We start from the raw sequence: 25,368 nt of genomic DNA on the forward strand, positions 1-25,368 counted from the left end.
GCATCTCGCGTGCAATAGTATATCCAGTCGATTGGGTTACTACCACACGCGAGATGCCTCGGCTACGCTCGGCATGACGTTTTTATGTAGTTAGAGCTGAGGTTTACGCCTCCTTCACTACAATCTTTTCGATTTCGTCGTTGGCCTGAATCTGGTCGATGACATCAACGCCCTCCACCACTTTGCCGAACACGGTGTGCACGCGGTCGAGGTGGGCGGTGTTCTGGCGGTCGTGCACGATGAAGAACTGCGAGCCGCCGGTGTTTTTGCCGGCGTGGGCCATGCTCAGGGCGCCCCGCTCGTGGTACTGGTTGCCGCCGCTGGTTTCGCAGTCGATTTTGTAGCCGGGGCCACCGGTGCCAGGCACGCCTTTAGCACCGGCGCGGGTGTTGGGGCAGCCGCCCTGAATCACGAAGTTGGGGATGACGCGGTGAAACTTCAGGCCGTCGTAGTAGCCTTTTTCGGCCAGGTCGATGAAGTTCTTAACGGTTTTGGGAGCGTCCTGCTCGTAAAACTCGACCTTCATTACCCCTTTTTTGGTATGGATTTCAGCTGTTTTCATAAATCTCGGAATGGTGCTTGCGAATTGCGTTTGGCGAAAGACTGTGGCGCTTTCCCGGGGGCGAAGGTAAGAAATCGGTTGGCGTAGCGAAACATCCCTGCCGGTTTGTTACTTCGTAAGCTCAACCGCCGCATCGGCATAGTCACACCAAACCACTTTTTCACCACACTTCTTTCATGAAAAAACATTTTGCGCCCCTGCTCGCGGCCGTGGCCACCTCGCTGGTGCTGGCCAGCTGCGGCAACGACAAGCCCGCTACCACTGAAACCGAAACCACCAACACCGTCAACCCCGCTGACTCGGTGGCTGCTATGGCCGGCGACTCGGCCCGGATGGCCAAGCCTGAAGGCGTAATGGTGGACGGCGTGGCGATGACCGCCGAGAAAAACATTGTAGAAAATGCCGCTGCCGCCAAAAGCGTGAGCACGCTGGTGGCCGCCGTGAAGCAGGCTGGTTTAGTTGAGACCCTCAGTGGCCCTGGCCCCTTCACCGTATTCGCGCCCACCAACGCCGCCTTTGACAAGCTGCCCAAAGGCGCCGTAGCCGGTCTCATGGACCCCGCCAGCAAAGCCAAGCTGGCCGGTGTGCTCAAGTACCACGTCATCCCCGGCCGCCTCGTGGCCGCTGACCTGAAAGACGGCCAGGAACTGACCACCGTCAACGGGGACAAGCTCCACATTATGGTGCGCGATGGCAAGGTGATGGTAAGCAACGGCAAAGACACGCCCGCCACCGTGCAAATCCCCGATGTGATTTCCAGCAATGGCGTAACCCACGTTATCGACGGCGTAGTATTGCCCTTGGGCAAGTAGAGTACCAGTCATTGCGAGCGCAGCGTGGCAATCCGTCCTCTCACCGCGCCTAACCTTATGATGTGAAAAGCCCCGGCTCTACTGCAGAGTCGGGGCTTTTTTAATAGAATGAAGCATTGTCACTTCTCAGGGGTAAGTGCAGGCAGAGGAAAGATTGCCGCGCTACGCTCGCAATGACAGGCGTTAGTGCCGGTTGTCTTCGCCGGCCAGCATGCTCAGGTAGCTGTCGTAGCGCGGGAGGGCAATGCGGCCCTGGTCCACGGCTTCGCGCACGACACAGCCGGGCTCATGGGTGTGCTGACAGTTGTGGTAGCGGCACTGGTTGAGCAGGGCGCGCATTTCGGGGAAATAGCCGGCCAGCTCTGCGGGCGGAATTTCTACCAAGCCCAGCTCTTTAATCCCGGGTGTATCGATAATATGGGTGCCGGGGCGCACTTCCAGCATTTCGGCAAAGGTGGTGGTGTGCACGCCCTTATCGGAGAACTCGCTGATTTCGGCGGTTTTTAGATCAAGGTCCGGTACGAGGGCGTTGATGAGGGTGCTTTTGCCCACGCCGGAGTGGCCGGCCAGCAAACTCACTTTGCCCTCGAGCAGGGCATCGATTTCGGCCACGCCCTCGCCCGTGGTGGCCGCGCAGGTACGGCTGGGGTAGCCCAGGCTGGCGTACATGCCCGCAATCTCGGCCTGGTACTCAAACCCATCGGCGTCGTACAAGTCGGTCTTGTTGAACAGCAGCGTCACGGGCACGTGGTACGCCTCGGCCGTGACCAGGAACCGGTCGATGAAGCCGAATGAGGTGGCCGGCGACACCAGCGTGACCACCAGCAGGGCCTGGTCCAGGTTGGCCGCAACGATGTGTGAGTGACCGGTTTTGTGCACCGAGCGGCGAATGATGTAGTTGCGCCGCTTGGCAATGTGGGAGATAACGGCAGAGCCCTCGGCCTGGGCTTCCACGGCAAATTCTACGTGGTCGCCCACGGCCAGCGGGTTGCTCACCTTCAGCCCTTTTATCTTGAATTTGCCGCGCAGCCGGCACCGGTAGAGCTGGCCGGTATCGGTGCCGCGCACCACGTACCACGAGCCGGTGGATTTTACCACGGTGCCGTGCAGCAAGGTGCCGGGGCTAGTAGTTGAAGGAGTATCCGAAATCATGAGGCAGTGAGATGGGGCAGCGCGGCCATAATGGTGCGGGTGGCGCCCGCCTGGCTGTGCACGTAGTTTAGCATCGTGGCTCGCAGGTGCAGGCGGGCTTCTTCATTGTGCCAGAGCTGGGCAAAAGCCGTTTCCAGCTCCTGCGGATTATGCACGGGAAACGCGCATTTCAGCTCAACTAATTCAGTGGCCTCTTGGAATTTGGCATAGGTTGGCCCAAAGAACAGCGGCAGCCCAAAGGCAGCGGCTTCCAGGGTGTTGTGCAGGCCCTTGCCGAAAGCGCCGCCCACGTAGGCGTATTGGCCAAAGCGGTAGAGCTGGCTCAGCAGCCCCACGTTGTCGAACAGCAGGATGCGGGCCTGCGCCACGGTGGCGGCGTCGGCCTGCGAATACCGCAGCACCTGCCCCGGAAAGGCCGATTCTACCAGGCGCAGGTTGGTTTCGCTGATTTCGTGCGGGGCCATGAGTACCCGCAGCTTGGACTGGTAGTGCGTGAGGAGCGGGGCCAGGGCCGGCAGGTCTTCGGGCCAGCTGCTGCCCACCACCAGCACCGGCGCCCCATCGGCTACATAGGCTTCGACTACGGGCAAGGACTTGGGCGGGGCCGCGGCCGTGGCTACCACGGTATCGAAGCGCGTATCGCCGGCCACGCTCACTTGGGCCAGGCCCAGGCCGCGAAGTAGAGCGGCGGAGGCTTCGTTCTGGGTGAAGATGTGCGCAAAATGGCTCAGAATCTTGCGAAAGAACCCGCCCCAGGGCTGGAAAAACACCTGGTCGGCCCGGAAAATGGCGGAGACCACCACGGCGGGGATGCCGCGCCGGTGCGCTTCGTTGAGGAAGTGGTACCAGAATTCGTACTTCACAAACACAACCAGCCGGGGCCGCACCACCTCCAGAAAGGCGCGGGCATTACGGCGGCTATCCAGCGGCAGGTAGAAAATATAGTCCGCACCGGGCCAGTTATGGCGGATTTCGTAGCCCGAGGGCGAGAAGAACGTCAGCACTAGTTTGGTGTCGGGGTGCGCCTGGCGGTAGGCCTCCAGCAGGGGGCGGCCTTGCTCAAACTCGCCTAGCGAAGCACAATGGAACCACACGCGCGGCGCGGGGTCGGCCCCGATGGTGCGGGCAATGTGGGGCAGCAGCCCGCGACGGCCCGCCACCCAGGCCGCCGCCTTGGGCACAAACGGCGCTACGAGGCGCAGCAACAGGCCATACAGGCCCAGCGCAATATTATAAAGGAACAGCAAGGCGCAAAATTACGCAATCAGGACTCGGCCCGGAATTACGGTCGCGTTTATAATTGCGGGTGGGCTTCCCAATCGACGGGGCAGGCCTCGCCGTGTTTCTCGAAGTGCTGCAAGGCATCAATCATGCGCAGGGCCTCGGCAAGGCTCCGGCCCAGCGGGCGGTCATTCACCAGCTGGTGCCGCACAATGCCGTCTTTGTCGATGAGAAAAAGGCCGCGGTAGGCCATGGGCGAGCCCACGTAGGTCATTTCGCCCTGCTCATTATAATCGTAGTGGCCGCCCAGTACGTCGTAGTTGGCCGAAATGGTTTTGGTGGAGTCGGCCACCAGCGGGTACTTCACCCCCGCAATGCCGCCCTTATCGCGTGGCTTGAGCTGCCAGGCCAGGTGCGAATACTGCGAGTCGGTGGAACAGCCCACCACGGCCACCCCGCGCCGCTCAAATTCCTCGAGCCGGTCCTGAAACGCCAGGATTTCGGTGGGGCACACGTGGCTGAAATCGGCTGGGTAGAAGTAAAACAACACGTGCTTTTTACCGAGGTAACGGTCCAGCGAAAAGTCCTCTTCGAAGGAGGCGTCAATCACAGCCGTGGCTTTAAAGGAAGGGGCACGCTTGCCAACGAGAACTGACATAGTCTTGAAGTGAAATTGTAATGGGTGAGTACCGTACGAATCTTGTGCTAAATCGCCGAAAAGCAAGGGGCTATTTGCGTGCTGCTACGGTTTAGGCAATACTACCACCGCACGGGTTAAGGGCGGGGTGCCAACAATGCCGGGCGTGGTGCCGATGCGTGTAGCCCACGTCGCTCGGCTACTTGCACACAAACTGAAACGTGCTGCGGGTGCGCTGCTCCAGGAGCAGTCCGCGCCCCTCGGTGAGGCGGGCCACGCTGGCGGCATCGTAGTTTTTAATGGTGAAAAGCGTGAGCCCGGTATTATAGTGCAAGGTGAAATGCTCGCGCAGCAAATCCAACAGCTGGTGAATGCGGCGCTCCGAATAATCGGTGCACACCGAAAAGCTGATGGCCGAATTCTGCATGACGTTAATTTTTAACTTGGCCTGGGCCAACGCGCCAAAAATTACTTCCAGGTTTTCTTCCGAGATAAAGGCGAAATCCTTGCTCTCGAAGGACAGCAGGCACTGGTTGGTTTTGCAGATAAAAGCCGGTGCCAGCATGGGGTGGTGGCAGTCGTGAATGAGCGTGCCTTCCGCTTCGGGGTCCATAAACGACTTCACGCGCAGCGGAATGCGGCGGTCGGCCAAGGGCTTCAAGGTTTTGGGGTGAATGACGGAAGCCCCGTAATACGCCATTTCGATGGTTTCGCGGTAGCTTATTTCCGGATAGCGCACCGTGTCGGGGAATATTTTGGGGTCGGCGTTGAGCAGGCCGGCCACGTCCTTCCAGATGGTGACGCTCGCCGCGCGCAGGCAGTATGCAAAAATGGCCGCCGTATAATCAGAGCCCTCCCGGCCCAGCGTGGTGGTGGCCCCGCCCGCCGTACCGCCCAAAAACCCCTGCGTCAGCACCGGGCCTTCGGCCAGCAGCGCCGGCACGGCCGCCGTAATGTGGCGTTCCGTAGTGGGCCAGTCTACGCGCCCTTCGCGCCAGGTGTGGTCGGTGCGAATCAGCGGGCGGCAGTCGAGCCACTGCAGGCCCAGCGCCCGGGCCACGATGCACGTTGCCAGCAGCTCGCCGAAGCTCACCATTTGGTCATACTGCCGGTCGTAGTCGCCGGGGCCCACGGTGGCGAGGCGGTCGGCCAGTTCGGTGAGCAGGTCAGATAGGAGAGGTGCTTCTGCTTTGGCGGCGGCTTGTGTTTCCTGAGCCCGGCCCAGGTCAGCGGCCACGCTTTGGTGAAAGGCACTGAGCCGAGCAAGTTGGGTTGAATAGTCCTGGCCGTCGTAGGCCAGCTGAAACAGTTCCTCGAGCGCATTGGTGGTTTTGCCCATGGCCGACACCACCACCAGCAACGGCTGCTGGCGGCCGTATTGCCGCACGATGCCGGCCAGGTTTCGGATGGCGTCGGCATCGCGCACCGAAGCCCCGCCAAACTTGTAAACATGCACATTATCCATGGCGGGCAAAGGTAGGAGTGCCGACAGTCTTTGCCCAGCTCAACTCAAAAACAAGCCTTGCGCCCCGCCAGCCCTATTCCCAGGCATAGCTCAACTGCGATACTGGTCCAGTACCGAACAATTTTAAGGGAGAAATTTCAGCCCCGCCGAAGTAGCTTTGCCCTGCGTTCCTGCCCTTCATTCCGCTCCTCTATATATGGACCACAATAAACTGGCCCTGCCCGTTGGCACCACCCTCGACCGTTTTATCATGCGCAAGCAGGAGGACTTTCCCTACGCCACCGGGGAATTGTCTCAGCTGCTGCGCGATATCGCCCTGGCAGCCAAAATTGTAAACCGCGAAATCAACCGTTCGGGTCTCATCGACATTGCCGGCGCCTACGGCAACCGCAACGTGCAGGGCGAGGACCAGCAGAAGCTCGACGTGATTGCCAACATCCGCTTCATCCGGGCCTTGCGCAACGGAGGCGAAGTCTGCACCATCATCTCGGAGGAAGACGATGAAATGATTCAGACCGGCAACAACCAAGGCAAGTACGTGGTGGCCATCGACCCGCTCGACGGCTCCTCGAACATCGACGTGAACGTGAGCATCGGCACCATTTTCAGCATCTACCGCCGCGTGTCGCCCACCGGCCGCGAAGGCACCGCTGCCGACTGCCTGCAGCCCGGCACGCACCAGGTTGCCGCCGGCTACGTCATCTACGGCTCCAGCACCATGCTCGTGTACACCACCGGCAACGGCGTGAACGGCTTTACCTACGAGCACTCGCTGGGCGAATTCTTCCTCTCGCACCCCGATATTCAGACGCCCAAAACCGGTACCATCTACTCCATCAACGAAGGCAGCTCCGACTCGTTTTCGCCCGGAGTGGCTGCGTTTGTGCAGCATTGCAAGGAGCGCAGCTTCTCGGCCCGCTACATTGGCTCGCTCGTGGCCGACTTCCACCGCAACCTGCTCAAGGGCGGTATTTACATTTACCCTGCCACTTCCAAAGGGCCCCAGGGCAAGCTGCGCCTCATGTACGAGTGCAACCCGCTGGCCTTCATTGTGGAGCAGGCCGGCGGCAAAAGCTCCAACGGGTACCAGCGCACCATGGAAATTGAGCCAAAAACGCCGCACGAGCGCTGCCCCGTTTTCATCGGCAGCAAAGAGCTGGTAGAAGAGGCCGAAGCCTTCCTGGCAAAAGAGAAGCAACTCAAGAGCGTCCCTTCCAAATAGCTTAAACGAATAATAAAAAAGCCCGCTCCTGATTCAGGAGCGGGCTTTTTTATGGAAATTGATTTCTATTTACTCGGCCTTTTTGCGGCTTTTCTTGGCGGGAGCCGCTTCCGGGTTGCCCTCGGCTCTGGCATCCTCGTCGGCCGCGGCAATTACGCCGCCGGTGCTCAGGGGCTCGTCGGCCGTAGGTTCGTTTTCTGATTTGGTCGCCTTGCCTTTGGTCTCGGGCGCCGCTTCGGCGCTATCGGTCGCTTCGGCAACGGCCGTGGCTTCCTGGTAGGGGACGTGCTTGCTCACGATGCCAAACCAGCTGGCCAGCTTCTTGATGTCGGACAGGTACACGCGGTCACGGTCGTAGTCGGGTATGACGCTGGCCATGAAGTCGGTCAGTTCGCTTTCGCTCGACTTGGACGTAACCGGTGCCGTGGTGCCGTGCTTCTGGTAGATGCGGTCAAAGGCTTCCGTGAGGGGCACGGTCTGGTCGGGGTCCTGGGTGTAAATGGAGATTTCCGACAGCAGCGACACTTTGTTGCGAGCCGGCGCCAGGGTGCGAGTGGCTTTCTCATCGAGGCTTTCGACCAGTACGCCGTGGCGCGCGGCGCGCACTAAGCGGTACAGGCCGGGCATGCCGCTGATGGCGGCCAACTCTTGCAATTCGTAAGGCATGGTAACTAAATGAAGAATGAGGAATGAAGAATGAGGAACGAAAAACGAATGCAGGCCCCAAAGCGCTGCTTCATTCCTCATTCCTCATTCAACAAGGCAAAACTACGGATTATTGTCCGTCCGTCGCGTTCGAGGCCGTCTGCCCGAGCTTGAACACAATGGGGAGGCTGGCCCGAATGGGCAGTTCGGGCTTCTTGAATTTGAGCAGGCGCACCACGCGCAGCGCTTCCTCGCCGGTGCCGCCGCCCAGCTGTTTCACGATGCGCATGTCTTGCATGGTACCATCGGCGTTGAGCTGGAAGCTGATGATGCACTGGCCCTGAATGCGGTTACGCTTGGCGATGGCCGGGTATTTCAGCTCCTTGGCAATGAAGGCATACATGGCCTCCTGGCCGCCTTCGTAGTACTCCGCCACCGGAATGACCTTGCCCACCGAGCCAATGCCGGTGCCTTGTTCGGCGTGGACCTTAGCCCCGGGCTGGGTGTTGGGAGCGGTTTGGGCCATGGCCGGTGCGGCAGCGGCCAGCAGCAGGCCCATGGCCAGCTGCGAAAGGGAGGTTTTTCTAATCATGATATATAAAAGCGGAGAGAAGACAGGTGAATCAGCAGCCCAATGCAGGCCGGGCCGCTATTGGCAATTTAGGGGCCAATTTACTCTTGGGCAGCTGCATTGGCGTCCCACTGCTGGTTCACTTCTGCAATGAAGTCCAGCACTTCGTCGCGCCCCAGCCCGGTTTCGGCCGAAGTCTGGAAGTAGCGCGGCAGCTCGTCCCAGATTTCGCTCATCTTTTGCAGGTAGGACGTAACCAAGGCCTTGGTTTGGGCAGTGGACTGCTTATCCGTCTTGGTAAATATCATTACGAACGGAATGCCTTCTTCGCCGAGCTTTTCCATGAATTCCAGGTCGGCGGCCTGCGGCGGGTGGCGCGAATCGATGAGCACGCACACGCACATCAGATTGGCCCGGTTGCGCAAATAGAAATTAATCATGCGGGCCCACTCGGCGCGCGAGGTTTTGCTCACTTTAGCATAACCGTAGCCCGGCAAATCGACCAGGAACCATTCATCATTAATTACAAAATGGTTTATCAATTGCGTCTTGCCCGGCGAGGCCGAGGTTTTGGCCAGGCCGTTGCGGCCCGTGAGCATATTAATCAGGGAGGACTTGCCAACGTTGGAACGGCCAATAAAGGCGTATTCGGGCATGGTAGGCTCCGGGCAGAGGTCGGCCCGGGAGTTGCTGGTTAAAAAACGAGCATCGCGAATAATCATCGAAGGGCGGGTAATAGCGAAAATGTAAGGAGTTGCAAAATTACATCCGAAACCCAGCGGCGGTCGGAGAAATAAAAATGTGCAAATCAATGGCTATTTCATTGGTGCTTCTATATTTGCGCGTCATGCCTGCCAATCCAGTGGGCCGCTGCCGCCGCACTCGCCCGTCGTAGAATGGCCTTAATGCCGCCAAAAACCGCTTTTTGTAAGCAAAAAACCTATCTTTGCTCGTCACTGGCCTGCCCTTGACTATATAAATAGGCACGAGGTTGGCGCTACTGTACGGTTACCTTAGCCGTAAACGGGTATTAAAGCCTAACCCTGCTGCCTTTTTTGAGTATAAGGCCCAAAAACACTACGCGGCCCCAACGCTACGCGTTTCTACTTACCAACCCTTCAGAAATTTCTTTTTTTCAAACCTCTCCTCCAATGGACAACTTATCCAGAAGGTTACTGCAAGCGTCGTGCGCCGTTGCCCTCACCGCCACCATCGCCTCACCGGCCCAGGCGCAAAGCACACGGAAGGACCTCAAGACCGGCAACAAGTTCTTCGAGCAGGAAAACTACCGCGCTGCCCTCCCTTATTACGAAAAGGTACTCGCCAAAGACCCCAACAATGCCAAGGCGTTGTTCAACGCGGGTATTTCCTATATGTCGTTCGACAAGGAAAAGGCCAGCGACTACATCTACAAGGCGCAGAAAATTAAGCCGAAGGTTTCGAAGGACGTGGAGTACTGGCTTGGCCGGGTAGACCACCTCAACTACAACTTTGATGAGGCGGTAGCTCACTTTCAGGCGTACAATGCTACCCTGAAAAAGAACGACCAGCGCAAAGAAGAGCTGGCGCAGCTTATTCAGCACAGCAAGAATGCCAAGGTGCAGTTCAATTCGCCCAAGGACATCTTCGTGAAGAACCTGGGCCCGACCATCAACACGCAATTCTCGGAGCACAGCCCGGTTATTTCGTCTGATGACAAGCTGCTCATCTACACCTCGCGTGGTGAGAACGTAACCGGTGCTACCGGCAAGCCCAGCGACAAGAAAAACAAGAGCATTGCCGCCGACGGCGAGTACTACGAAGACATCTTCGAAGCCACCCGCCTCGACGACGAGAACTGGAACAAGCCCCGCTCGCTGAGCGGCGTGCTCAACGGCAAAGGCCATGATGCTTCGACGCAGCTGTTCGACAACGACACCAAGCTGCTGATGTACCGTAACGATAACAACGGCGACATCTTCATCTCGGAGAAAAGCGGTGGCGACTGGACGGCTCCCAAGCCCCTGGGCAGCAACATCAACTCGAAGTCGTACGAAGGGGATGCTTACATTACTCCGGACGGACTGACGCTGTACTTCTCGACGGGCCGCTATTCAGAAGATGGCACCCTCGACCTGTACGTGTCGACCCGTGCTTCGATGACCGACGAGTTTGGCCCGGCCAAATCGCTCGGCAGCGCCATCAACACCAAGTATGATGACGACAGCCCGTACCTGAGCAAAGACGGCAAAACGCTGTATTTCTCGTCGCGTGGCCATAACACCATGGGCGGCTACGACATCTTCAAGTCGGAGTACAACGCCGAAACGCGCCGCTGGGGCGAAGCTCAGAACCTGGGCTACCCCATCAACACGCCGGACGATGACTCGTACTACCGTTTGAGCCCCGACGGTTCGTATGCTTACCTGAGCTCCTACCGCATCGGTGGCTACGGTGAAAAAGACATCTACACCATCAACTACATCAAGAACGCCATCATCAAAGGCAAGGTGTTCTCGGCAAAAGACAGCACGTCGGTGATTCCGGGTGTTGAGCTGGTGTTCACCGGTGCGCAGGCCGACAAAACGGCGCTGAGCTTCCGCGACGTAACCAAGCCCGATGGCGCTTACCAGGTAGCCGTGCTTTCGGGCCGTACCTACCAGGTAGCCGTGAGCAAGGACGGCAAGAACATCGAAACGCAGGAATTTGCCGTGCCGGTGTCGACGAATGACTCGACGACCATCACGAAGAACTTCTACGTGAACTACATCGACACCACCAGCCTGGCGAACGGGATGTTCAAGAACATCTACTTCGATACCGACAAGTACAAGCTGCGTCCGGAGTCGATTACGGAGCTGAACAACACCGCCCAGAAGCTGATGGCTAATACGGGCATCAACATCTCGATTGAAGGCCACTGCGACTCGCGCAACACCGACGAGTACAACATGGTACTGGGCCAGAACCGCGCCGATGCAGCTAAGAACTACTTGAAAAAGAAGGGCATTGCTGAAAGCCGCATGACCACGGTAAGCTACGGCGAGCGTCGTCCGGCCGCGCCGAACGATTCGCCCGAGAACATGCAGCTCAACCGTCGTGACGAGTTCCGTCCGGTGATGCAGGAAGGCGCTACCATGCCGACCACTGCTGCCCCGGCTGCTCCCGCCGCCACCGACACCACCGGTACTTCCGGCGCCAGCACTACCGGCACCACCGGCACCGCTGTGCCGCTGGCTCCCGGCAAAAGCAAGGTGAAGATGGCCGACGGCACCAAGGTGAAAACCAAAGTGGACGAGGACTCGGACAAAGTGAAAGTGAAAACCAAAAGCGACGCTGGCGACACCAAAACCAAAACCAAAAACGGTGAGTTGGATGGCAAAGCCAAAGACGCCAATGGCGAAAAAACCAAGATTAAGACCAAAAACGAGTAGTCGTTCAGGCCTTTAACTAGGGGAGCGGGCCGGGCACATTGTCCGGCCCGCTTTTTTATGTGCTTACTCGCGGTGGCCCGTCGCGCTTTTCTAACGGGGCGGCCCAACAAACCTGACCCGTTGGGCGTTGGGGAAGGACAATTTTCTCGCTTCCATACCGTTCTTTGCGCCCGCTCATGGCCGTAGTACCCTACAAAGACAATTCCGCCGATAAGAAATCGCAGGTTGCCCAGATGTTTAACTCCATCGCGGGCAAGTACGATTTCCTCAACCATTTCCTCAGTGCTGGCACCGACATTTATTGGCGGCGCAAAGCGGTGGACGAGTTGAAAGAACTGCGCCCGGCCCGCATTCTGGACATTGCCACCGGCACCGCCGACTTTGCCATTGAAACCCTGCGCACCGCTGCTACCAATGCGCACGTGACCGGCGTGGACATTTCGGAAGGCATGCTGGAAGTGGGCCGGCGCAAGCTCGCCGCCAAAGGCCTGGGCCACCGCATTCAGCTGGAGTTGGGCGACTCGGAGAACCTGCCCTTCCAGGATGGGGAATTCGACGCCGTGACCGCCTCCTTTGGTGTGCGCAACTTTGCGCACCTCGAGGCCGGGCTGGCCGAAATGCTGCGCGTGCTGCGCCCGGGCGGCAAGCTCGTGATTTTAGAATTCAGCAAGCCCACGGCGTTTCCACTTAAGCAAGCGTATAATTTTTACTTCCGTCGGGTGCTGCCGGTTTTTGGCAAATTGATTTCCAAAGACCAGTCGGCTTACACTTACTTGCCTGCTTCGGTACAGGCATTTCCCGATGGCCCCGACTTTTTGGCTATTCTCGCCAAAGTCGGTTTTAAAGAACCTGCATGGCAACCACTCACCTTCGGCATCAGCTCCATTTACACGGCGCACAAGTAAAGCGCCTCGCCCTGCTGGGCCTTTTGGGCCTGCTGCTGCCCACCGCAGCGATGGCGCAGCGCAAGTCCAGTAACAAAGCCACCCGCGGCAAGGGCGGCACCGTGAAGTCCGTAACCGTGAAAAACCTGCCGGCTTACGACGACCGGTGGTTTCACCCGGGCATGTACATTGCCTTCACCGCTTCCCGGTTCGACATCGAGCATTCGGAGCGGTACATCAACCGGCAGGACATTACGGCCAACGCCATTATCAGCCCCAGTTTTGGCGTCGGCTTCATTGGCGATGCCCGCTTGGGCAATGCAGGGTCGCCATTTATTCTGCGGTTTGCGCCGGGCGTTAGCTTCCTGACGCGCAAAGTGGAATTTCGGCCGCGGGGCTATCCCAGCCCGGACTCTATTGTGACCCAGCAGGTCACCACTACCGTTATCCAATTCCCAGTGCTCTTGAAGTACCAGTCGGAGCGGCGCCGCAACACCCGCGTGTATATGATAGCCGGCCTGAGCCCCAGTCTGACGGCCAGCAATCGCCGCAGCGACCTGTTGCGCAACCAGCTCCAGATAGTAAAAAGCGACCTAACCCTGGAATATGGGTTTGGGCTGGACTTGTTTTATCCGCTGTTTAAGCTGGCGCCGGAGGTTCGCTTTTCGCATGGTCTGCGCAATTTGCTGGTGCCGCACAATGACACGTTTACCCGCAGCTTGCAGAGCTTGAGCACCAATTCGGTGACTCTTTACCTTAACATTCAAAACTAATTGGGCTGTAATTATTGAGCTGATTGGAGTTGAGTATTATTTAATACTCAACTCCAATCAGCTCAATTTTCTGCGTTTGCCTCTTTCTTCAGCTGTATGAAAACTGCATTTATTACCGGTGCTTCGTCGGGGATTGGTCGGGCCACGGCGGTAGCGCTGGCCGGGGCCGGTTTTCAGTTGGTGGTGGCGGGCCGGCGGCGCGAGCGGCTGGAGGAGCTAGCTGCCCAGGTGGCCCCGGTGCCGGTGCATATTCTGGAGTTTGACGTGCGCGACCGGGCCGCGGTGCAGGCGGCCGTGGCTACGCTGCCCGCCGAACTGCAAGCGCCCGACGTGCTGGTGAACAACGCCGGCGGTGCGCATGGGCTGGCTCCCATCCAAGGCGGCGACCCCGCCGACTGGGACCAGATGCTCGACGCCAACGTGCGTGGCTTGCTCAACGTGACGCACGCCTTGCTGCCCGGCATGACGGCCCGCCAGACCGGCTTTATTCTCAACGTCGGCTCGGTGGCCGGGCAGGAAGCGTATGCCAACGGCAACGTGTATTGCGCCAGCAAAGCGGCGGTAGGCATGCTCACCAAAACCATGCGGCTGGATTTGCTGCCCACCGGCGTGCGGGTGGCCGAGGTGAACCCGGGGGCAGTGGAAACCGAGTTTTCGCAGGTACGCTTCAAAGGCGACGAGGCGCGCGCGGCCAAGGTGTACGAAGGCTTTGAACCCCTTCGCCCCGAAGACATCGCCGAAATCATTGTGTTTATGGTGACCCGGCCGCCACACGTGACCATTGCCGAAGTGCTGGTATTGGCCGGTGCGCAAGGTGCCGCCACCACCATTGTGCGGAAGTAAATTTTGCTGTGCCTGGTTAGCTCAAGCCTTGCGCTGGGCCTAGGCCGGCAAGTGCTTCCAAAACCGCCCGGTTCATTTCGTGCTTGCCGGCAAACGTGATTAGCTTGGGCGTGGCCCCAAGTTGCTGTAGCTGCTCTTGTTGCTTTTGCATCTGAAGCAAGGAGATATATTGGTCTTCAGTGCCCAACACAAGCGTCAGGGAGAGACCAGCTAGCAGGCGCTGGGCTGCGGCGGGCGCCAGGTCTTCGGGAAAGCTGCCGGCCCAGACAATGAGGCTGGCTGGGGCAAAATGTGCCCGCGTAAGCCAACGGCTGACGGTGGCGGTGCCCTGCGAAAAGCCCAACACGGTGACCTGAACATTGGCGGCGCAAAGCGCCAGCACTTGGTCGGCCAGCTGATTTAGGAAATTGACGTGGTCGTCTATCTCATGCAGGCGGTCGTCGCGGGTCATCCAGCTGGCGCCCACGCGGCCGCCGTTGCCGGTAAGGTAAAAACGCGAGAGGCCTTCCGGCGCAATGACGACGGTGGCCGGGTCGGCTGCGGTGATGAAAGCGAAGTGCCGCGAGAAGTACGCGGCAAGCTGCCCGTAGCCGTGGCACACAAACCACACGCGCTTGGTTGCTGCCGACAATTGGCCCAACTGATAATAGCGCGCCGTACGTGTGACGGCCAGGTGGTGTTCAGTCATGCCAAGGGGCGGCTTCAGATTGTTTTCAGGCACTATCTAGCCCAAAACCGCGCGGTGCGGATGGGTAGGCGTACATTCTTCAACTAGCTCGCCGGCAAGTCGTCTGCCGAGAAGTTGAAGGGCATGATGGCGGCCAGGGAGTTGAAGCGCAGTATGGTGCCGGCGCGGCTGGGCAGCAGCAGTGGGATGAACTGGCCTTGGCGGGCTTCGTATTCGAGCATCACCTGGCGGCAGGCGCCGCAGGGGAGGGCGGGGCCAAAATCGCCCCCGTTGGGCCGGGCGGCCACGGCCATGCCCACAATGGTTTCATGGTTGGGCTGGCTGGCGGCGAGGCCAAACAAGGCCGTGCGCTCGGCGCAGAGGCCCGAGGGAAAGGCGGCGTTTTCCTGGTTGGTGCCCCGGAAGATGGTGCCGTCGGCCAGCAGCAGGGCCGCGCCCACGTGAAAGCTGGAGTAGGGAGCGTAGGCGTGCGCGGTGGCATCGCGGGCGGCTTGCCACGTAGCCCGCTCGGCGTCGGTGAGGTCGTTGGCGGAGTCCAGCTCTTCGTAGGAAATCAGTTGCTGGCGAGGAATGCGGGCCATGAGGTGGGAATAAGGGGCGGCGAAGATAAGGCAGTTAACCGCGATTTTTAAGCACCTGCGGAAAGTTAGCGCAACGGGGACATGGTTGAGCTTAGCATTTGGTTTTCAAGTGCGGCGCCCCCCACTACTTTTGCCGCATGACTACCCGCTTGCTTCTGCTCGGCGCCGGCCGTTCGGCTTCGTCCCTTATTCAGTACCTGCTGCGCCATGCGCCCACCGAAAACTGGTTTCTGACCGTCGCCGATGCCAACCCGGCGCACCTGGCCCCGGTGCTGGCGGCTCACTCCAAATACGCACGGGCGGTGCCCTTTGCTTTAGAGCAGGAAGCGCTGCTCGATGAGCTAGTGGAGCAGGCCGATGTGGTCATTTCCATGCTGCCGGCGCTGCTGCACGGCGTGGTGGCCCGGGCGTGCGTGCGGCACGGGTGTCACTTGGCCACCGCCAGCTACGTGAGCCCGGAAATCCGGGCGCTGCACGAGGAGGCGGTGACCGCCGGGGTGACCCTGCTCATGGAGTGCGGCCTCGACCCCGGCCTGGACCACATGTCGGCCATGCGGGCCATTGAGCATATCCGGGCGCGCGGCGGGCGGCTCACTTCGTTTAAGTCGTATTGCGGGGGGCTGCTGGCTCCTGACGCGGAAGGCGACAATCCCTGGAAATACAAGTTTACCTGGAACCCCCGCAACGTGGTATTGGCGGGCCAAAGCACGGCCAAATACCTGGAAAACGGCCATCCGCGCTTCATTCCCTATCAGCAGTTATTTGCCCGCACCGAAACGCTGGCGGTGCCCGGCTACGGCGAGTTTGAGGGCTACGCCAACCGTGACTCGTTGAGCTACCGCGCGCCGTATGGCCTCGATGGTATTCCGACCATTTTGCGGGGCACGCTGCGCCGGCCGGGGTACTGCGCCGCCTGGCACGCGCTGGTGCGCCTGGGCCTCACCGATGATACCGTGAATCTGGATAACCCCGAAGCCATGACCTGGGCCGAGCTGGTGGAAGCCTACTTGCCCGTCTCGCAGGTTCCGGACCTGGACTTGTCGGTGCGCGTGGCCAATTACCTGGGCCTGGACCCCACCGGCGAGGAAATGGGGCGCCTGAACTGGCTGGGGTTGTTTTCGGACCGTCCCGTGGGCCATGCCAACGGCACGCCAGCCCAACTGCTCGAGCGTCTGCTCAGCGAAAAATGGCAGCTCCAGCCCCACGACCACGACCTGATTGTGATGCAGCACCAGTTCGGGTTTGAGCTGAACGGAGCTGTCCACAGCCTCACCTCATCACTGGCCGTGCTAGGCGACGATGCCACACACACGGCCATGGCCAAAACCGTGGGCCTGCCCTTGGGTATGGCGGTGCGCCGTCTGGTGCGCGGTGAGGTGGCGCAGCGCGGCGTGCTAATTCCCGTGCAAGCCGCTTTATATGAGCCGATACTCGATGAGCTGGCGGCTGATTATGGCATTGTATTCACCGAGGAGGAGCATTGAGCTAAACTCCGCACGTCACGGCAGGCATATTTACAGCGCTAAGTAAAACTCTGCCAGCAGGGCCCGGAACTCGCTCGAATACCCGGGCGCGGCGCCAGTGTGAATCACCAGTTCCTTTTCAGCGCAAACTGCCGCCTCGCGCTCGAAGCGGGTGATGTGCCGCGTCACGCGCGCCCCTGGGCGATGCCGGATTGATAGGCGTGCCGCTACTGATAAGCCCACAGCTTGGGCCGCCTGCTCGAACCAGGCCATTTCCGGTGGCGGAAGCAATACCGTGAGGGAACCGCTTGGCAGCAGGAATTGGAAAGCGAATTGAGCTAACTCTTCGAAAGAAAGCGAGTCGGTACTCACGTGCCGGGCCGTGCGGCGCTTCGTAGCAAGCGAAGGCAGGGACTCCAGAAAAAACGGGGGATTGCACACCATGTGGCTGAAAGGCGCGGGCTGCGCAGCGGCATACTGCGCCAGGCTGGCTGCCCGCACCTGAATGCGTGCCGCCCACGAGCTTGCGGCCACATTGGCGGCGGCTTGGGCGGCGGCGGCGCTGTCAATCTCCACCGCTTCGATTTCCACGCTGGGGTGGCGCTGGGCGGCCATGAGGGCGAGCAGGCCAGTGCCGGTGCCAATGTCGAGCAGGCGTGTGGCGCCGGTAAGGTCGGTGGTGGCGCCCAGCAGGCAGGCGTCGGTGCTCACCTTCATGGCGCAGGCGCTTTGCTCGATGCGGAACTGCTTAAAATCGAAGTAGTCGTTGGGCATGAGGCGCGGCTACAGCAGCGGCGTTTGGCTCAAGGCCTCATAGCCTTCGTCTATCAGCAGGCCCTTGCCGAGGGCGCTTTGCACGGCCAGCACGTCGCAGCGCTCGTTTTCGGGGTGGCCGGCGTGGCCCTTTATCCAGTGGAAGCTCACTTTCCGCTGCCGGTAGATTTTTAGAAAGCGGCGCCACAAATCCTCGTTGGCTTTTTTGCCAAAGTCGGGTTTCTTTTCCCAGCCAAACACCCACTTTTTCTCCACGGCATCCACCACGTACTTCGAGTCGGAAACGACGCGAATGGGCAGGTCGGGCCGAGTCACGGCTTCGAGCCCGACAATCACGGCGAGCAGTTCCATGCGGTTGTTGGTGGTGTAGCGGAAGCCTTGGGTGAGCTCTTTTTCGTGGGGGCCGTAGCGCAGTATGGTCCCGTACCCGCCGGGGCCGGGGTTGCCGCGAGCCGAGCCGTCGGTGAACAGATGAATCATGGGGTGGGAGCAGATAGAAGGAGCAGACAGGGCCAGCAGAACAAAAACTCCCCTCCTCAGCTGAGGAGGGGATGTTCGAGCCCTTGGCTCGAACGGGGGTAGTTGACCTCGTTGAACGACACCCGAACGACTCAGGCGCCAGTCGTTCAACGATTCAACCACCCCAGCTCAACTGCCAAGTTGAGCATCCCCTCCTTGGTAAGGAGGGGAGTTGTCGTTCTGGTCAGCCCTGTCGCTTCAAGCCGGAAATTCTTTGGCAAAAAACTGCACCAGGGCCTCAAAAGCGGCATCGGGCACAGCTGGGAAGTTGGCAATGCGCACGGTCGTGTTCTTCAGCGGGCCGTAGCCGCTGCCCAGGTTCAGGCCCGCCTCCTGGGCCTTGCGCTTGATTTCTTCGATGATGCTAGCCTCACCTTTCAAGCCGATAACGGTGGTGGAGCGGGTTTCGGGGTTGGTGATAAGGGGCTGCAGTGGGGTGGCCTGCTCGAAGAAGTCGTAGAGCTTCTGGGCGCGGTCGGCCAGGTGCTGGTGCACGGTTTTGATGGGCTCGCGGTCGGCCATTACCCGGCTCAACAGATAGATGTTGAGCACGTTGGGCGTGAAGTTGGTTTGGAAGTTGAGCATCTGGGACAGCATGGCGGGCAGCCCGTTGTAATGCGCCCGGTCGTTGACCAGGCGGGCCTGAGCCACGGCGCGCGGCGAGAGCACGAGCAAGCCTAGGCCGGCAGGCAGCCCAAAGCACTTCTGCACCGAGGCAAACCAAGCGTCGGCCTTGATGTACTTGAGGTTGAGCCCGCCGAGGCTGCTGGTAGCGTCCACGGCCAACAGGGCGCCGCCGAGGCGGTTGTAGAGGTTCAGGATAAAGCCCTCGCGGAGCTGGGTGGCGGTGCTGGTTTCGTTTTGGGTGATGCACACCAGGTCGGTTTCCTCGCTGTTGAAGGGCAGGGCCGCGATGTCGGGCACTTCTTCGAGGCCAAAGGATACGCCCGTGCTGGCGGGCCGCAGGGCCTTAGCGTACTTCAGCCATTTCTCGCCGAAGTCGCCGTTGTAGAGGTGAAAGCTACGGCGCGGCGTGAGGCTTTGGGCCAGAATTTCCCAGCACTCGGTGGCCGAGCTGGTGAACAGGACAGTGTAATCCTGCGGGATGTTGAGCTTGGATTTGAGGTCGGCAACGGTCTGGCGCACCAGGCTGGTGACTTTCTCGCTGCGGTGCGGGGCCGAGAGCCAGCCCTCGTCGTGGGCATCGGTGAGGTACTGGCGAACGGCAGGATAAACGGCCGAAGGCCCGGGGTTGAAAGTGAAGGTCTGAACCACGAATTGAACGGATTTTCAGATGGAAGGAAGGTTGGGGAGGGCTCTGGGTTCCCGGCCGGCAGCACCGGCGCAGGTGCCAGTGGTGCGTTGGGCCGGGAAGAAGCTGCTACCCGCAACGCGTATGGAAGGTCAAAAAATATCCACCCGCACAAAGTTCGCCCCCAAATACTCGCCAACCGAATGCGCGCCCGGGGAAATTCAGCTCAATTGTAAAACCCGGACTGCAGGGTTATGAGACCCTAAAACCGACCTTTTTGGGCTGCTGATTTACGAACCACTGCACGGCAAGCCGATAACTTTCCAGCCCAAAGCCGCTGATGCTGCCCGCGCAGTTTTTGCCCAGCAGGCTTTTTTGCCGGAAGTCTTCGCGGGCGTGAAGGTTGCTGAGGTGCACCTCCACCACGGGGACGGCAATGGCAGCTACGGCATCGGCCAGGGCCACGCTGGTGTGGGTGTAGCCGCCGGCATTCAGCACGATGCCGTGGTGGGTGAAGCCGATTTCGTGGAGCTTGTCGAGCAGCTCGCCTTCGTGGTTGGACTGGAAGTGCGTGAGCGTGGCCTGGGGGAAAGCTGTTTCCAGCTCCGGAAAAAAGTCATCGAACGAGCGGGTGCCATAAATGCCGGGTTCGCGGCGGCCCAGCAGGTTCAGGTTGGGGCCGTTGAGGATGAGAATGTCCATCAATTCAGTTAACAATTATCATTTAACAGTTATCACGCTGGCACTGGGGTTGCCGAGGGGCAAGCCATAGTCGTGGTTAGCGGCGTTCTTTGGGACCGCAAGCTACATCGTCGGCTTTCGTGCGCTCGCAATGCCCGCCAGCGTATGAAGTGTTAAATGGTAATTGTTAACTGACATGACTTGGCCCGTTGCCATCAACCAATTTCAGGGCTACCTCCGGCTCGAAAAGTCTCTGTCGCCCAATTCGGTGGAGGCCTATGTGCGCGATGTCACCAAGCTCCAGCAGTTTTTGGTGATGCAGCAGCTGCACATGGGCCCCATTCAGGTGACCACGCCGGTGCTGCATGAATTCCTGGCCACGCTGCAAGGCCTGGGTTTGAGCGCCACCTCGCAGGCCCGCACCCTTTCCGGCCTGAAGGCGTTTTTCAACTTCCTCATCATGGAAGACCTGCTCAAACTGGACCCCACCGACACCCTGGAAGCGCCCAAAACCGGCCGCCACCTCCCGGACACCCTCAGCTACCCCGAAATTGAAGAGCTGCTTGCGGCCATCGACTTGAGCACCGACGAAGGCCTGCGGGCCCGGGCGCTGCTGGAAGTGATGTACTCCTCCGGTCTGCGCGTGAGCGAATTGTGCGACCTGCGGCTCTCGAACATGTACGCCGAGCAGGGCTTTGTGAAGGTGGTGGGCAAGGGCAACAAAGAGCGGCTGGTGCCCATCGGCCGCGAGGCCCTGAAGCACCTGAACTTCTACCTGAGCGGCGTGCGCGGGCACCTCGATATTAAAAGTGGAGCCGAGGACGTGGTTTTTCTGAGCCAGCGCGGCCGGCCGCTGTCGCGCATCACCGTGTTTACTACGCTCAAAAAGCTGGCCGAGCAGGCAGGCTTGCGGAAGACCATCAGCCCGCACACGCTGCGGCATTCTTTCGCTACCCACCTCATCGAGGGCGGCGCCGACCTGCGCGCCGTGCAGGAAATGTTGGGCCACGCCAGCATCACCACCACCGAAATCTACACCCACCTCGACCGGGATTATCTGCGCCAGGTTATCACCGAGTTTCACCCGAGGAGCTAGGACAGGGGAGGGGTGAGGCGGTTGGTGCTGTGGGCCCCGCTACAAAGTCGAGCGAGGAGCTCGGGCGAGGCATATAGTAAGATTGCAATGAGCCGGTGGGCACAATGTGCGGCCGTGCAAGGCGTTCCGGTCGTGCTCGGGGCCGCTGCCGTTCCAATTTTAACATGGTTAAATTGGCTCATCCGTTAATAGAAGGTGAGTTTGGCCTTCTGCTGGTCGTTTACTAGCCTGTATTATGTAAATTTGGCCTTTATGCTTCCGTCGAATGGCAGATAATCGTTACAAGAACCCTTCTCCCGGCTCCTCTGCCAACCGCCCTGCCGACCCCCGGCAGCCCCGGCGCAACGAGCCCCGCCCCGCTACCCCTGCCTCTGAGGCCGCCCCCGTGCGCCCAGAGCCGCGCCCGGCAGCTACCAACGTACCCAAAGCCGCTCGCGCAGCGGCTCCACCAAAGCCCCCCAAGCCACCCCGGGCGCCGCGCGGGCCCTTGCCGGGCCTGAGCAACGCACTGGCCTTGCTGCGCGACCGCCGCTTTCACCTGTTTATCGGGTTCGGGCTGCTGCTTGGGAGCTTGTATCTCACCATTGCCTTCACATCGTTCCTGTTCACCGGCCACGCAGACCAGAGTGTGGTAGCGAGCCTGAGCACCACGCCGCTCAAGGAAGCCGGGCAGGAGTCGGGCAACTGGCTGGGCTTGCTGGGCGCCTGGGCCGCGCAGCTGTTCATCTACAAGCTGTTTGGGGTGGCGGCGTTTGCGCTGGTGCCGATGGTGTTTTTCCTGGGCTACAAGATTGTCTTCCGCTCGGCGGTGGGCTCGGTGAGCTACGTGCTGGCCCTGGGGCTGTTCACCATGGCATGGCTCAGCATCTTGTTGGGTTATGTGGTGGTGACGCTGGCTACGCCTGGCGCCGACCCGGTGCTGGCCCATCGGCTCGATTTTCTGTGCGGCGGCGTGGGTTTTGAGGCTGCTTCCTGGCTCGACAGCCTCATTGGCTGGGGCACGGTCCTGCTGCTTGCGTTCGCTTTGATTTCGTTTGTAGTCTTCTTCTTCAACGTCACCAGCATTAACCTGGGCAGCTTCCGTCGCCTCGGGGCCGAAGACGATGCTGAGGAAGATGCCGAACTCGAAGCTGAATTGGCTGCCGAGCAAGCCGCTGCCGCCGCTCCAGTAGCCGTAGCTGCTCCGGCCGTAAAAGCCAGACCGGCAGTACAGGAATCGGCCACCAGCTCAACTGCTACTGTAGCCGCTGGCGGTGCCCAGGCAAAACCTGCCTTGGCGCTTGATGCGGATGAAACTGAAGAAACTCCGGCCGCAGTAGAATTTGAGCCGGCGCCCCGAATGGGTGCCGGCGTAGCCCTCAGCGTGGCCAGTGCTGGTGCCGTTCCGGCCGCCGCGTCAGTTGCTGCCGCTGCAGCAGTGCCGCTGGCGGTCAGCGGTCCTGCTTTCTCCATCGAAATGCCCACGCCGGAAGTGGCTTCGAGCGTGCCAGTTTCCACCGTTCCCACGCCGCTTTCGCTGGCCGATTTGGCGGACAACGACACGCCGCTGGCCAAGCCGGAAAAGCGCGAACTGCCCGACCTCACCCTCACCACGCCCGGCCGCGACGACCTGGATCCGAACGCGGGCGCCGACATCGCCGCCGTGGCCGACGAAGACGAGGACGCCGACGCCATGCCCAACGTGAACTACGACCCCACGCTGGACCTGCCCCGCTTCCAATTCCCGACCCTGGAACTGCTCAACGACTACGGCCTAGCCAAGGCCCAGGTCACCAAGGAAGAGCTGGAAGCCAACAAGGACCGCATTGTTGAAACCCTGGGCCACTACGGCATCAGCATTGCCAGCATCAAGGCCACCATCGGCCCCACCGTGACGCTGTACGAAATCGTGCCCGAAGCCGGCGTGCGCATCTCCAAAATTAAGGCCCTGGAAGACGACATTGCCCTGAGTTTGGCCGCGTTGGGCATCCGCATCATCGCCCCCATTCCGGGCAAGGGCACCATCGGCATCGAGGTGCCGAACACCAAAAAGGAGATGGTGAGCATCCGCTCGGTGCTGGGCTCGGAGAAGTTTGCCCGCTCGGAAATGGACCTGCCCATCGCCTTCGGCCGCACCATCACCAACGAAGTGTTTGTGGCCGACCTGGCCAAAATGCCCCACTTGCTCATGGCCGGGGCCACGGGCCAGGGCAAGTCGGTGGGCCTGAACGTGATTCTGGCCTCGCTGCTCTACAAGCGCCACCCGGCCCAGCTCAAGTTCGTGCTCGTCGACCCCAAAAAGGTGGAACTGAGCATCTTCAATAAAATTGAGCGCCACTACCTGGCCAAGCTGCCCGACACCGACGAGGCCATCATCACCGACACGAAGAAGGTGGTAAACACGCTCAATTCGCTGTGCATGGAGATGGACCGGCGCTACGACCTGCTGAAGGAAGCCGGCTGCCGCAACCTGAAGGAGTACAACCACAAGTTCATCGAGCGCCGGCTCAACCCCAAGAAAGGCCACCGCTTCCTGCCCTTCATCGTGCTCGTCATCGACGAATTGGCCGACTTGATGATGACGGCCGGCAAGGAAGTAGAAACCCCCATTGCCCGCCTCGCGCAGCTGGCCCGCGCCATCGGTATTCACCTCATCGTGGCCACCCAGCGCCCCTCGGTAAACGTTATCACCGGCATCATCAAAGCCAACTTCCCGTGCCGGATTTCCTTTAAGGTGACCAGCAAGATTGACTCGCGCACCATCCTGGACACCGGCGGCGCCGACCAGCTCATTGGCCAGGGCGACATGCTATTCTCAGCGGGTTCGGACCTAATACGCGTGCAGTGCGCCTTCATCGACACGCCCGAAGTGGACCGCGTCTGCGACTTCATCGGCGAGCAGCAGGGCTATTCGGATGCCTACATGCTGCCCGAAGTGGCCGGGGCCGACGGGGACGCCGGCAGCGGCAACGAAGACATGGACCCCACCGAGCGCGACAGCATGTTTGAGGACGCGGCCCGCTGCATCGTGCTGCACCAGCAGGGCAGCACCAGCCTGCTCCAGCGCAAGCTCAAGCTGGGCTACAACCGCGCCGGCCGCCTCATCGACCAGCTCCAGCACGCCGGCATCGTGGGGCCGTTCGAAGGCAGCAAGGCCCGCGACGTGCTCATTCCCGACGAATACCAGCTCGAGCAACTGCTTAATAGCATGAGCAAATAATAGCCGCTGAGAACCTTGCCCAATTATGGCGAAGGTAATTTCACCTAATTATTTTGGCTTCCGCGACGTCGATGTAGCATTTTGGCCGGTCGTTTGTTAAACGAAATCCGTATCAGGCCATCGGAGCGTATTACAGACGCTTCAGTTCTTACCCCTTCAAATGAAAAAAACGTTCTCCTTCCTGCTGCTCGCGGCCACGCTGGCACTGCCCGCCGCCGCCCAGCAGGACCCCAAAGCCGGCAAAATCCTTGACCAAATGAGCGCCAAATACCAGGCGCTAAATGCTTTTCAAGCTACTTTCACCCAAACCCTGGAAAACCCCAGCGCCAAGGTGAAGCAGAACCTCAACGGTGACATCGTCGTGAGCGGCAAGAAGTTCCGCTTGAAAATCAGTGGCCAGGAAGTCATCAATAACGGCACTACTACCTGGACGTACCTGAAGAACGAAAACGAGGTCAATATCTCGGATTCTGACCCGGATTCGCAGGAAATGTCGCCTTCGCAGATTTATACCATGTACAAAAAGGGGTATAAATACACCTATGTGCAGCAAGTGCAGGAAGGCGGCGAAGCCCTGGACGTAATTGAGCTGTCGCCAGAAAATCGCCAAAACGACGTGTTCAAAGTGCGCCTGAAAGTGCGCAAAAAAGACGCTTCGGTGAAGAGCTGGCAGATGTTCAAGAAGAACGGCAATCAGTACACCTTTACTATCAAGAAGTTTCAGCCCAACCCGCCCGTTGATGCTAACACGTTCGCCTTCGATAAGGCCAAGTACAAGGGCGTAAAGGTGGTGGATTTGCGGTAATGAGTTAATTATTTGTTGCCAGTTGCCAAGCTGGTAACATTTAGCGGCCCGTCTCTTTCGAGACGGGCCGTTTTTTATGGAACGTGGCCTCACAAGTTTGCGGACAACTG

At 59.8% G+C, this 25,368-nt stretch carries 24 protein-coding genes; 10 read left to right on the forward strand and 14 right to left on the reverse strand.

The window, feature by feature from the left end; all coding sequences use genetic code 11:
• Positions 1-103: 103 nt before the first annotated feature.
• On the reverse strand, positions 104-562 hold the full coding sequence (locus tag AUC43_RS13240) for a peptidylprolyl isomerase (RefSeq protein WP_068194398.1): 459 nt from the start codon (positions 560-562) through the stop codon (positions 104-106).
• A gap of 176 nt (positions 563-738) precedes the next feature.
• Between AUC43_RS13240 and AUC43_RS13245 the strand changes: the two genes are divergently transcribed.
• Positions 739-1,374, forward strand: a complete 636-nt coding sequence (locus AUC43_RS13245; protein ID WP_071885915.1) for a fasciclin domain-containing protein — start codon at positions 739-741, stop codon at positions 1,372-1,374.
• 183 nt (positions 1,375-1,557) lie between these two features.
• Here AUC43_RS13245 and rsgA read toward each other — a convergent pair whose 3' ends face one another.
• From rsgA to AUC43_RS13265, 4 genes are all read right to left on the reverse strand, one after another.
• The gene (gene rsgA / locus AUC43_RS13250; RefSeq protein ID WP_199243446.1) at positions 1,558-2,526 is read right to left on the reverse strand and encodes a ribosome small subunit-dependent GTPase A; all 969 of its coding nucleotides are present in this window, start codon (positions 2,524-2,526) and stop codon (positions 1,558-1,560) included.
• Positions 2,523-3,773, reverse strand: coding sequence for a 3-deoxy-D-manno-octulosonic acid transferase (locus tag AUC43_RS13255; RefSeq protein WP_068194401.1), 1,251 nt, complete (start codon positions 3,771-3,773; stop codon positions 2,523-2,525). The genes rsgA and AUC43_RS13255 overlap by 4 nt, the downstream gene beginning before the upstream one ends.
• Before the next feature lie 47 nt (positions 3,774-3,820).
• Positions 3,821-4,405 carry a peroxiredoxin gene (locus AUC43_RS13260; RefSeq protein WP_068194404.1) on the reverse strand — a complete coding sequence of 195 codons (585 nt, stop codon included), beginning with the start codon at positions 4,403-4,405 and terminating at the stop codon, positions 3,821-3,823.
• Between the two features lie 178 nt (positions 4,406-4,583).
• Positions 4,584-5,849 (reverse strand): aspartate kinase, encoded by a 1,266-nt coding sequence (locus AUC43_RS13265; protein ID WP_082685087.1) that lies wholly within the window; start codon positions 5,847-5,849, stop codon positions 4,584-4,586.
• 196 nt (positions 5,850-6,045) lie between these two features.
• On the opposite strand from AUC43_RS13265, the gene fbp reads away from it, so the two are divergent.
• On the forward strand, positions 6,046-7,071 hold the full coding sequence (gene fbp, locus AUC43_RS13270) for a class 1 fructose-bisphosphatase (protein WP_068194407.1): 1,026 nt from the start codon (positions 6,046-6,048) through the stop codon (positions 7,069-7,071).
• A 69-nt stretch (positions 7,072-7,140) separates the two neighbouring features.
• Here the strand turns inward: fbp and AUC43_RS13275 are convergent, their stop codons facing one another.
• From AUC43_RS13275 to yihA, 3 genes are all read right to left on the reverse strand, one after another.
• Positions 7,141-7,737 (reverse strand): DUF5606 family protein, encoded by a 597-nt coding sequence (locus AUC43_RS13275; protein WP_068194410.1) that lies wholly within the window; start codon positions 7,735-7,737, stop codon positions 7,141-7,143.
• 109 nt (positions 7,738-7,846) lie between these two features.
• Positions 7,847-8,308 (reverse strand): energy transducer TonB, encoded by a 462-nt coding sequence (locus AUC43_RS13280; RefSeq protein WP_068194413.1) that lies wholly within the window; start codon positions 8,306-8,308, stop codon positions 7,847-7,849.
• 80 nt (positions 8,309-8,388) lie between these two features.
• Positions 8,389-9,009, reverse strand: coding sequence for a ribosome biogenesis GTP-binding protein YihA/YsxC (gene yihA, locus AUC43_RS13285; RefSeq protein WP_068194416.1), 621 nt, complete (start codon positions 9,007-9,009; stop codon positions 8,389-8,391).
• 429 nt (positions 9,010-9,438) lie between these two features.
• Here yihA and AUC43_RS13290 point away from each other — a divergent pair, with 429 nt between their 5' ends.
• From AUC43_RS13290 to AUC43_RS13305, 4 genes are all read left to right on the forward strand, one after another.
• A complete protein-coding gene (locus AUC43_RS13290; RefSeq protein ID WP_199243447.1) occupies positions 9,439-11,700 on the forward strand; it encodes an OmpA family protein in 2,262 nt (753 codons plus the stop codon).
• A gap of 176 nt (positions 11,701-11,876) precedes the next feature.
• Positions 11,877-12,605: a bifunctional demethylmenaquinone methyltransferase/2-methoxy-6-polyprenyl-1,4-benzoquinol methylase UbiE gene (gene ubiE / locus AUC43_RS13295; protein ID WP_068194419.1), complete on the forward strand. Its 729-nt coding sequence runs from the start codon at positions 11,877-11,879 to the stop codon at positions 12,603-12,605.
• Positions 12,554-13,357, forward strand: coding sequence for a type IX secretion/gliding motility protein PorT/SprT (gene porT / locus AUC43_RS13300; protein ID WP_082685088.1), 804 nt, complete (start codon positions 12,554-12,556; stop codon positions 13,355-13,357). The genes ubiE and porT overlap by 52 nt, the downstream gene beginning before the upstream one ends.
• Positions 13,358-13,453: 96 nt before the next feature.
• A complete protein-coding gene (locus tag AUC43_RS13305; protein WP_068194426.1) occupies positions 13,454-14,200 on the forward strand; it encodes an SDR family NAD(P)-dependent oxidoreductase in 747 nt (248 codons plus the stop codon).
• Positions 14,201-14,216: 16 nt separating this feature from the next.
• Here AUC43_RS13305 and AUC43_RS13310 read toward each other — a convergent pair whose 3' ends face one another.
• Both AUC43_RS13310 and AUC43_RS13315 read right to left on the reverse strand, forming a co-directional pair.
• Entirely contained in the window at positions 14,217-14,888 is a 672-nt protein-coding gene (locus AUC43_RS13310; RefSeq protein WP_068194429.1) for an alpha/beta hydrolase, read from the reverse strand.
• An 83-nt stretch (positions 14,889-14,971) separates the two neighbouring features.
• The gene (locus AUC43_RS13315) at positions 14,972-15,469 is read right to left on the reverse strand and encodes a cytidine deaminase (protein WP_068194432.1); all 498 of its coding nucleotides are present in this window, start codon (positions 15,467-15,469) and stop codon (positions 14,972-14,974) included.
• Positions 15,470-15,606: 137 nt separating this feature from the next.
• On the opposite strand from AUC43_RS13315, the gene AUC43_RS13320 reads away from it, so the two are divergent.
• Entirely contained in the window at positions 15,607-16,953 is a 1,347-nt protein-coding gene (locus AUC43_RS13320; RefSeq protein WP_068194435.1) for a saccharopine dehydrogenase family protein, read from the forward strand.
• A 30-nt stretch (positions 16,954-16,983) separates the two neighbouring features.
• Here the strand turns inward: AUC43_RS13320 and AUC43_RS13325 are convergent, their stop codons facing one another.
• The 4 genes from AUC43_RS13325 to aroQ form a co-directional block, all read right to left on the reverse strand.
• Positions 16,984-17,706 carry a tRNA1(Val) (adenine(37)-N6)-methyltransferase gene (locus AUC43_RS13325; RefSeq protein WP_068194438.1) on the reverse strand — a complete coding sequence of 241 codons (723 nt, stop codon included), beginning with the start codon at positions 17,704-17,706 and terminating at the stop codon, positions 16,984-16,986.
• A gap of 9 nt (positions 17,707-17,715) precedes the next feature.
• Positions 17,716-18,186 (reverse strand): ribonuclease HI, encoded by a 471-nt coding sequence (gene rnhA, locus AUC43_RS13330; RefSeq protein ID WP_068194441.1) that lies wholly within the window; start codon positions 18,184-18,186, stop codon positions 17,716-17,718.
• Between the two features lie 237 nt (positions 18,187-18,423).
• A complete protein-coding gene (locus tag AUC43_RS13335; protein ID WP_068194444.1) occupies positions 18,424-19,500 on the reverse strand; it encodes an aminotransferase class V-fold PLP-dependent enzyme in 1,077 nt (358 codons plus the stop codon).
• Positions 19,501-19,729: 229 nt separating this feature from the next.
• Positions 19,730-20,179, reverse strand: coding sequence for a type II 3-dehydroquinate dehydratase (gene aroQ / locus AUC43_RS13340; RefSeq protein ID WP_068194447.1), 450 nt, complete (start codon positions 20,177-20,179; stop codon positions 19,730-19,732).
• A gap of 175 nt (positions 20,180-20,354) precedes the next feature.
• Here aroQ and xerD point away from each other — a divergent pair, with 175 nt between their 5' ends.
• The 3 genes from xerD to lolA1 all read left to right on the forward strand — a co-directional run bounded on the left by xerD (position 20,355) and on the right by lolA1 (position 25,258).
• Entirely contained in the window at positions 20,355-21,254 is a 900-nt protein-coding gene (gene xerD / locus AUC43_RS13345) for a site-specific tyrosine recombinase XerD (RefSeq protein ID WP_068194450.1), read from the forward strand.
• 265 nt (positions 21,255-21,519) lie between these two features.
• Positions 21,520-24,453 carry an FtsK/SpoIIIE family DNA translocase gene (locus AUC43_RS20445; protein ID WP_068194453.1) on the forward strand — a complete coding sequence of 978 codons (2,934 nt, stop codon included), beginning with the start codon at positions 21,520-21,522 and terminating at the stop codon, positions 24,451-24,453.
• A 160-nt stretch (positions 24,454-24,613) separates the two neighbouring features.
• Positions 24,614-25,258 carry an outer membrane lipoprotein periplasmic chaperone LolA1 gene (lolA1, locus tag AUC43_RS13355; protein ID WP_068194456.1) on the forward strand — a complete coding sequence of 215 codons (645 nt, stop codon included), beginning with the start codon at positions 24,614-24,616 and terminating at the stop codon, positions 25,256-25,258.
• The last annotated feature ends 110 nt before the right edge of the window (positions 25,259-25,368 follow it).

Origin of the sequence: Hymenobacter sedentarius, from assembly GCF_001507645.1 — a bacterium.
GTDB lineage: Bacteria > Bacteroidota > Bacteroidia > Cytophagales > Hymenobacteraceae > Hymenobacter > Hymenobacter sedentarius.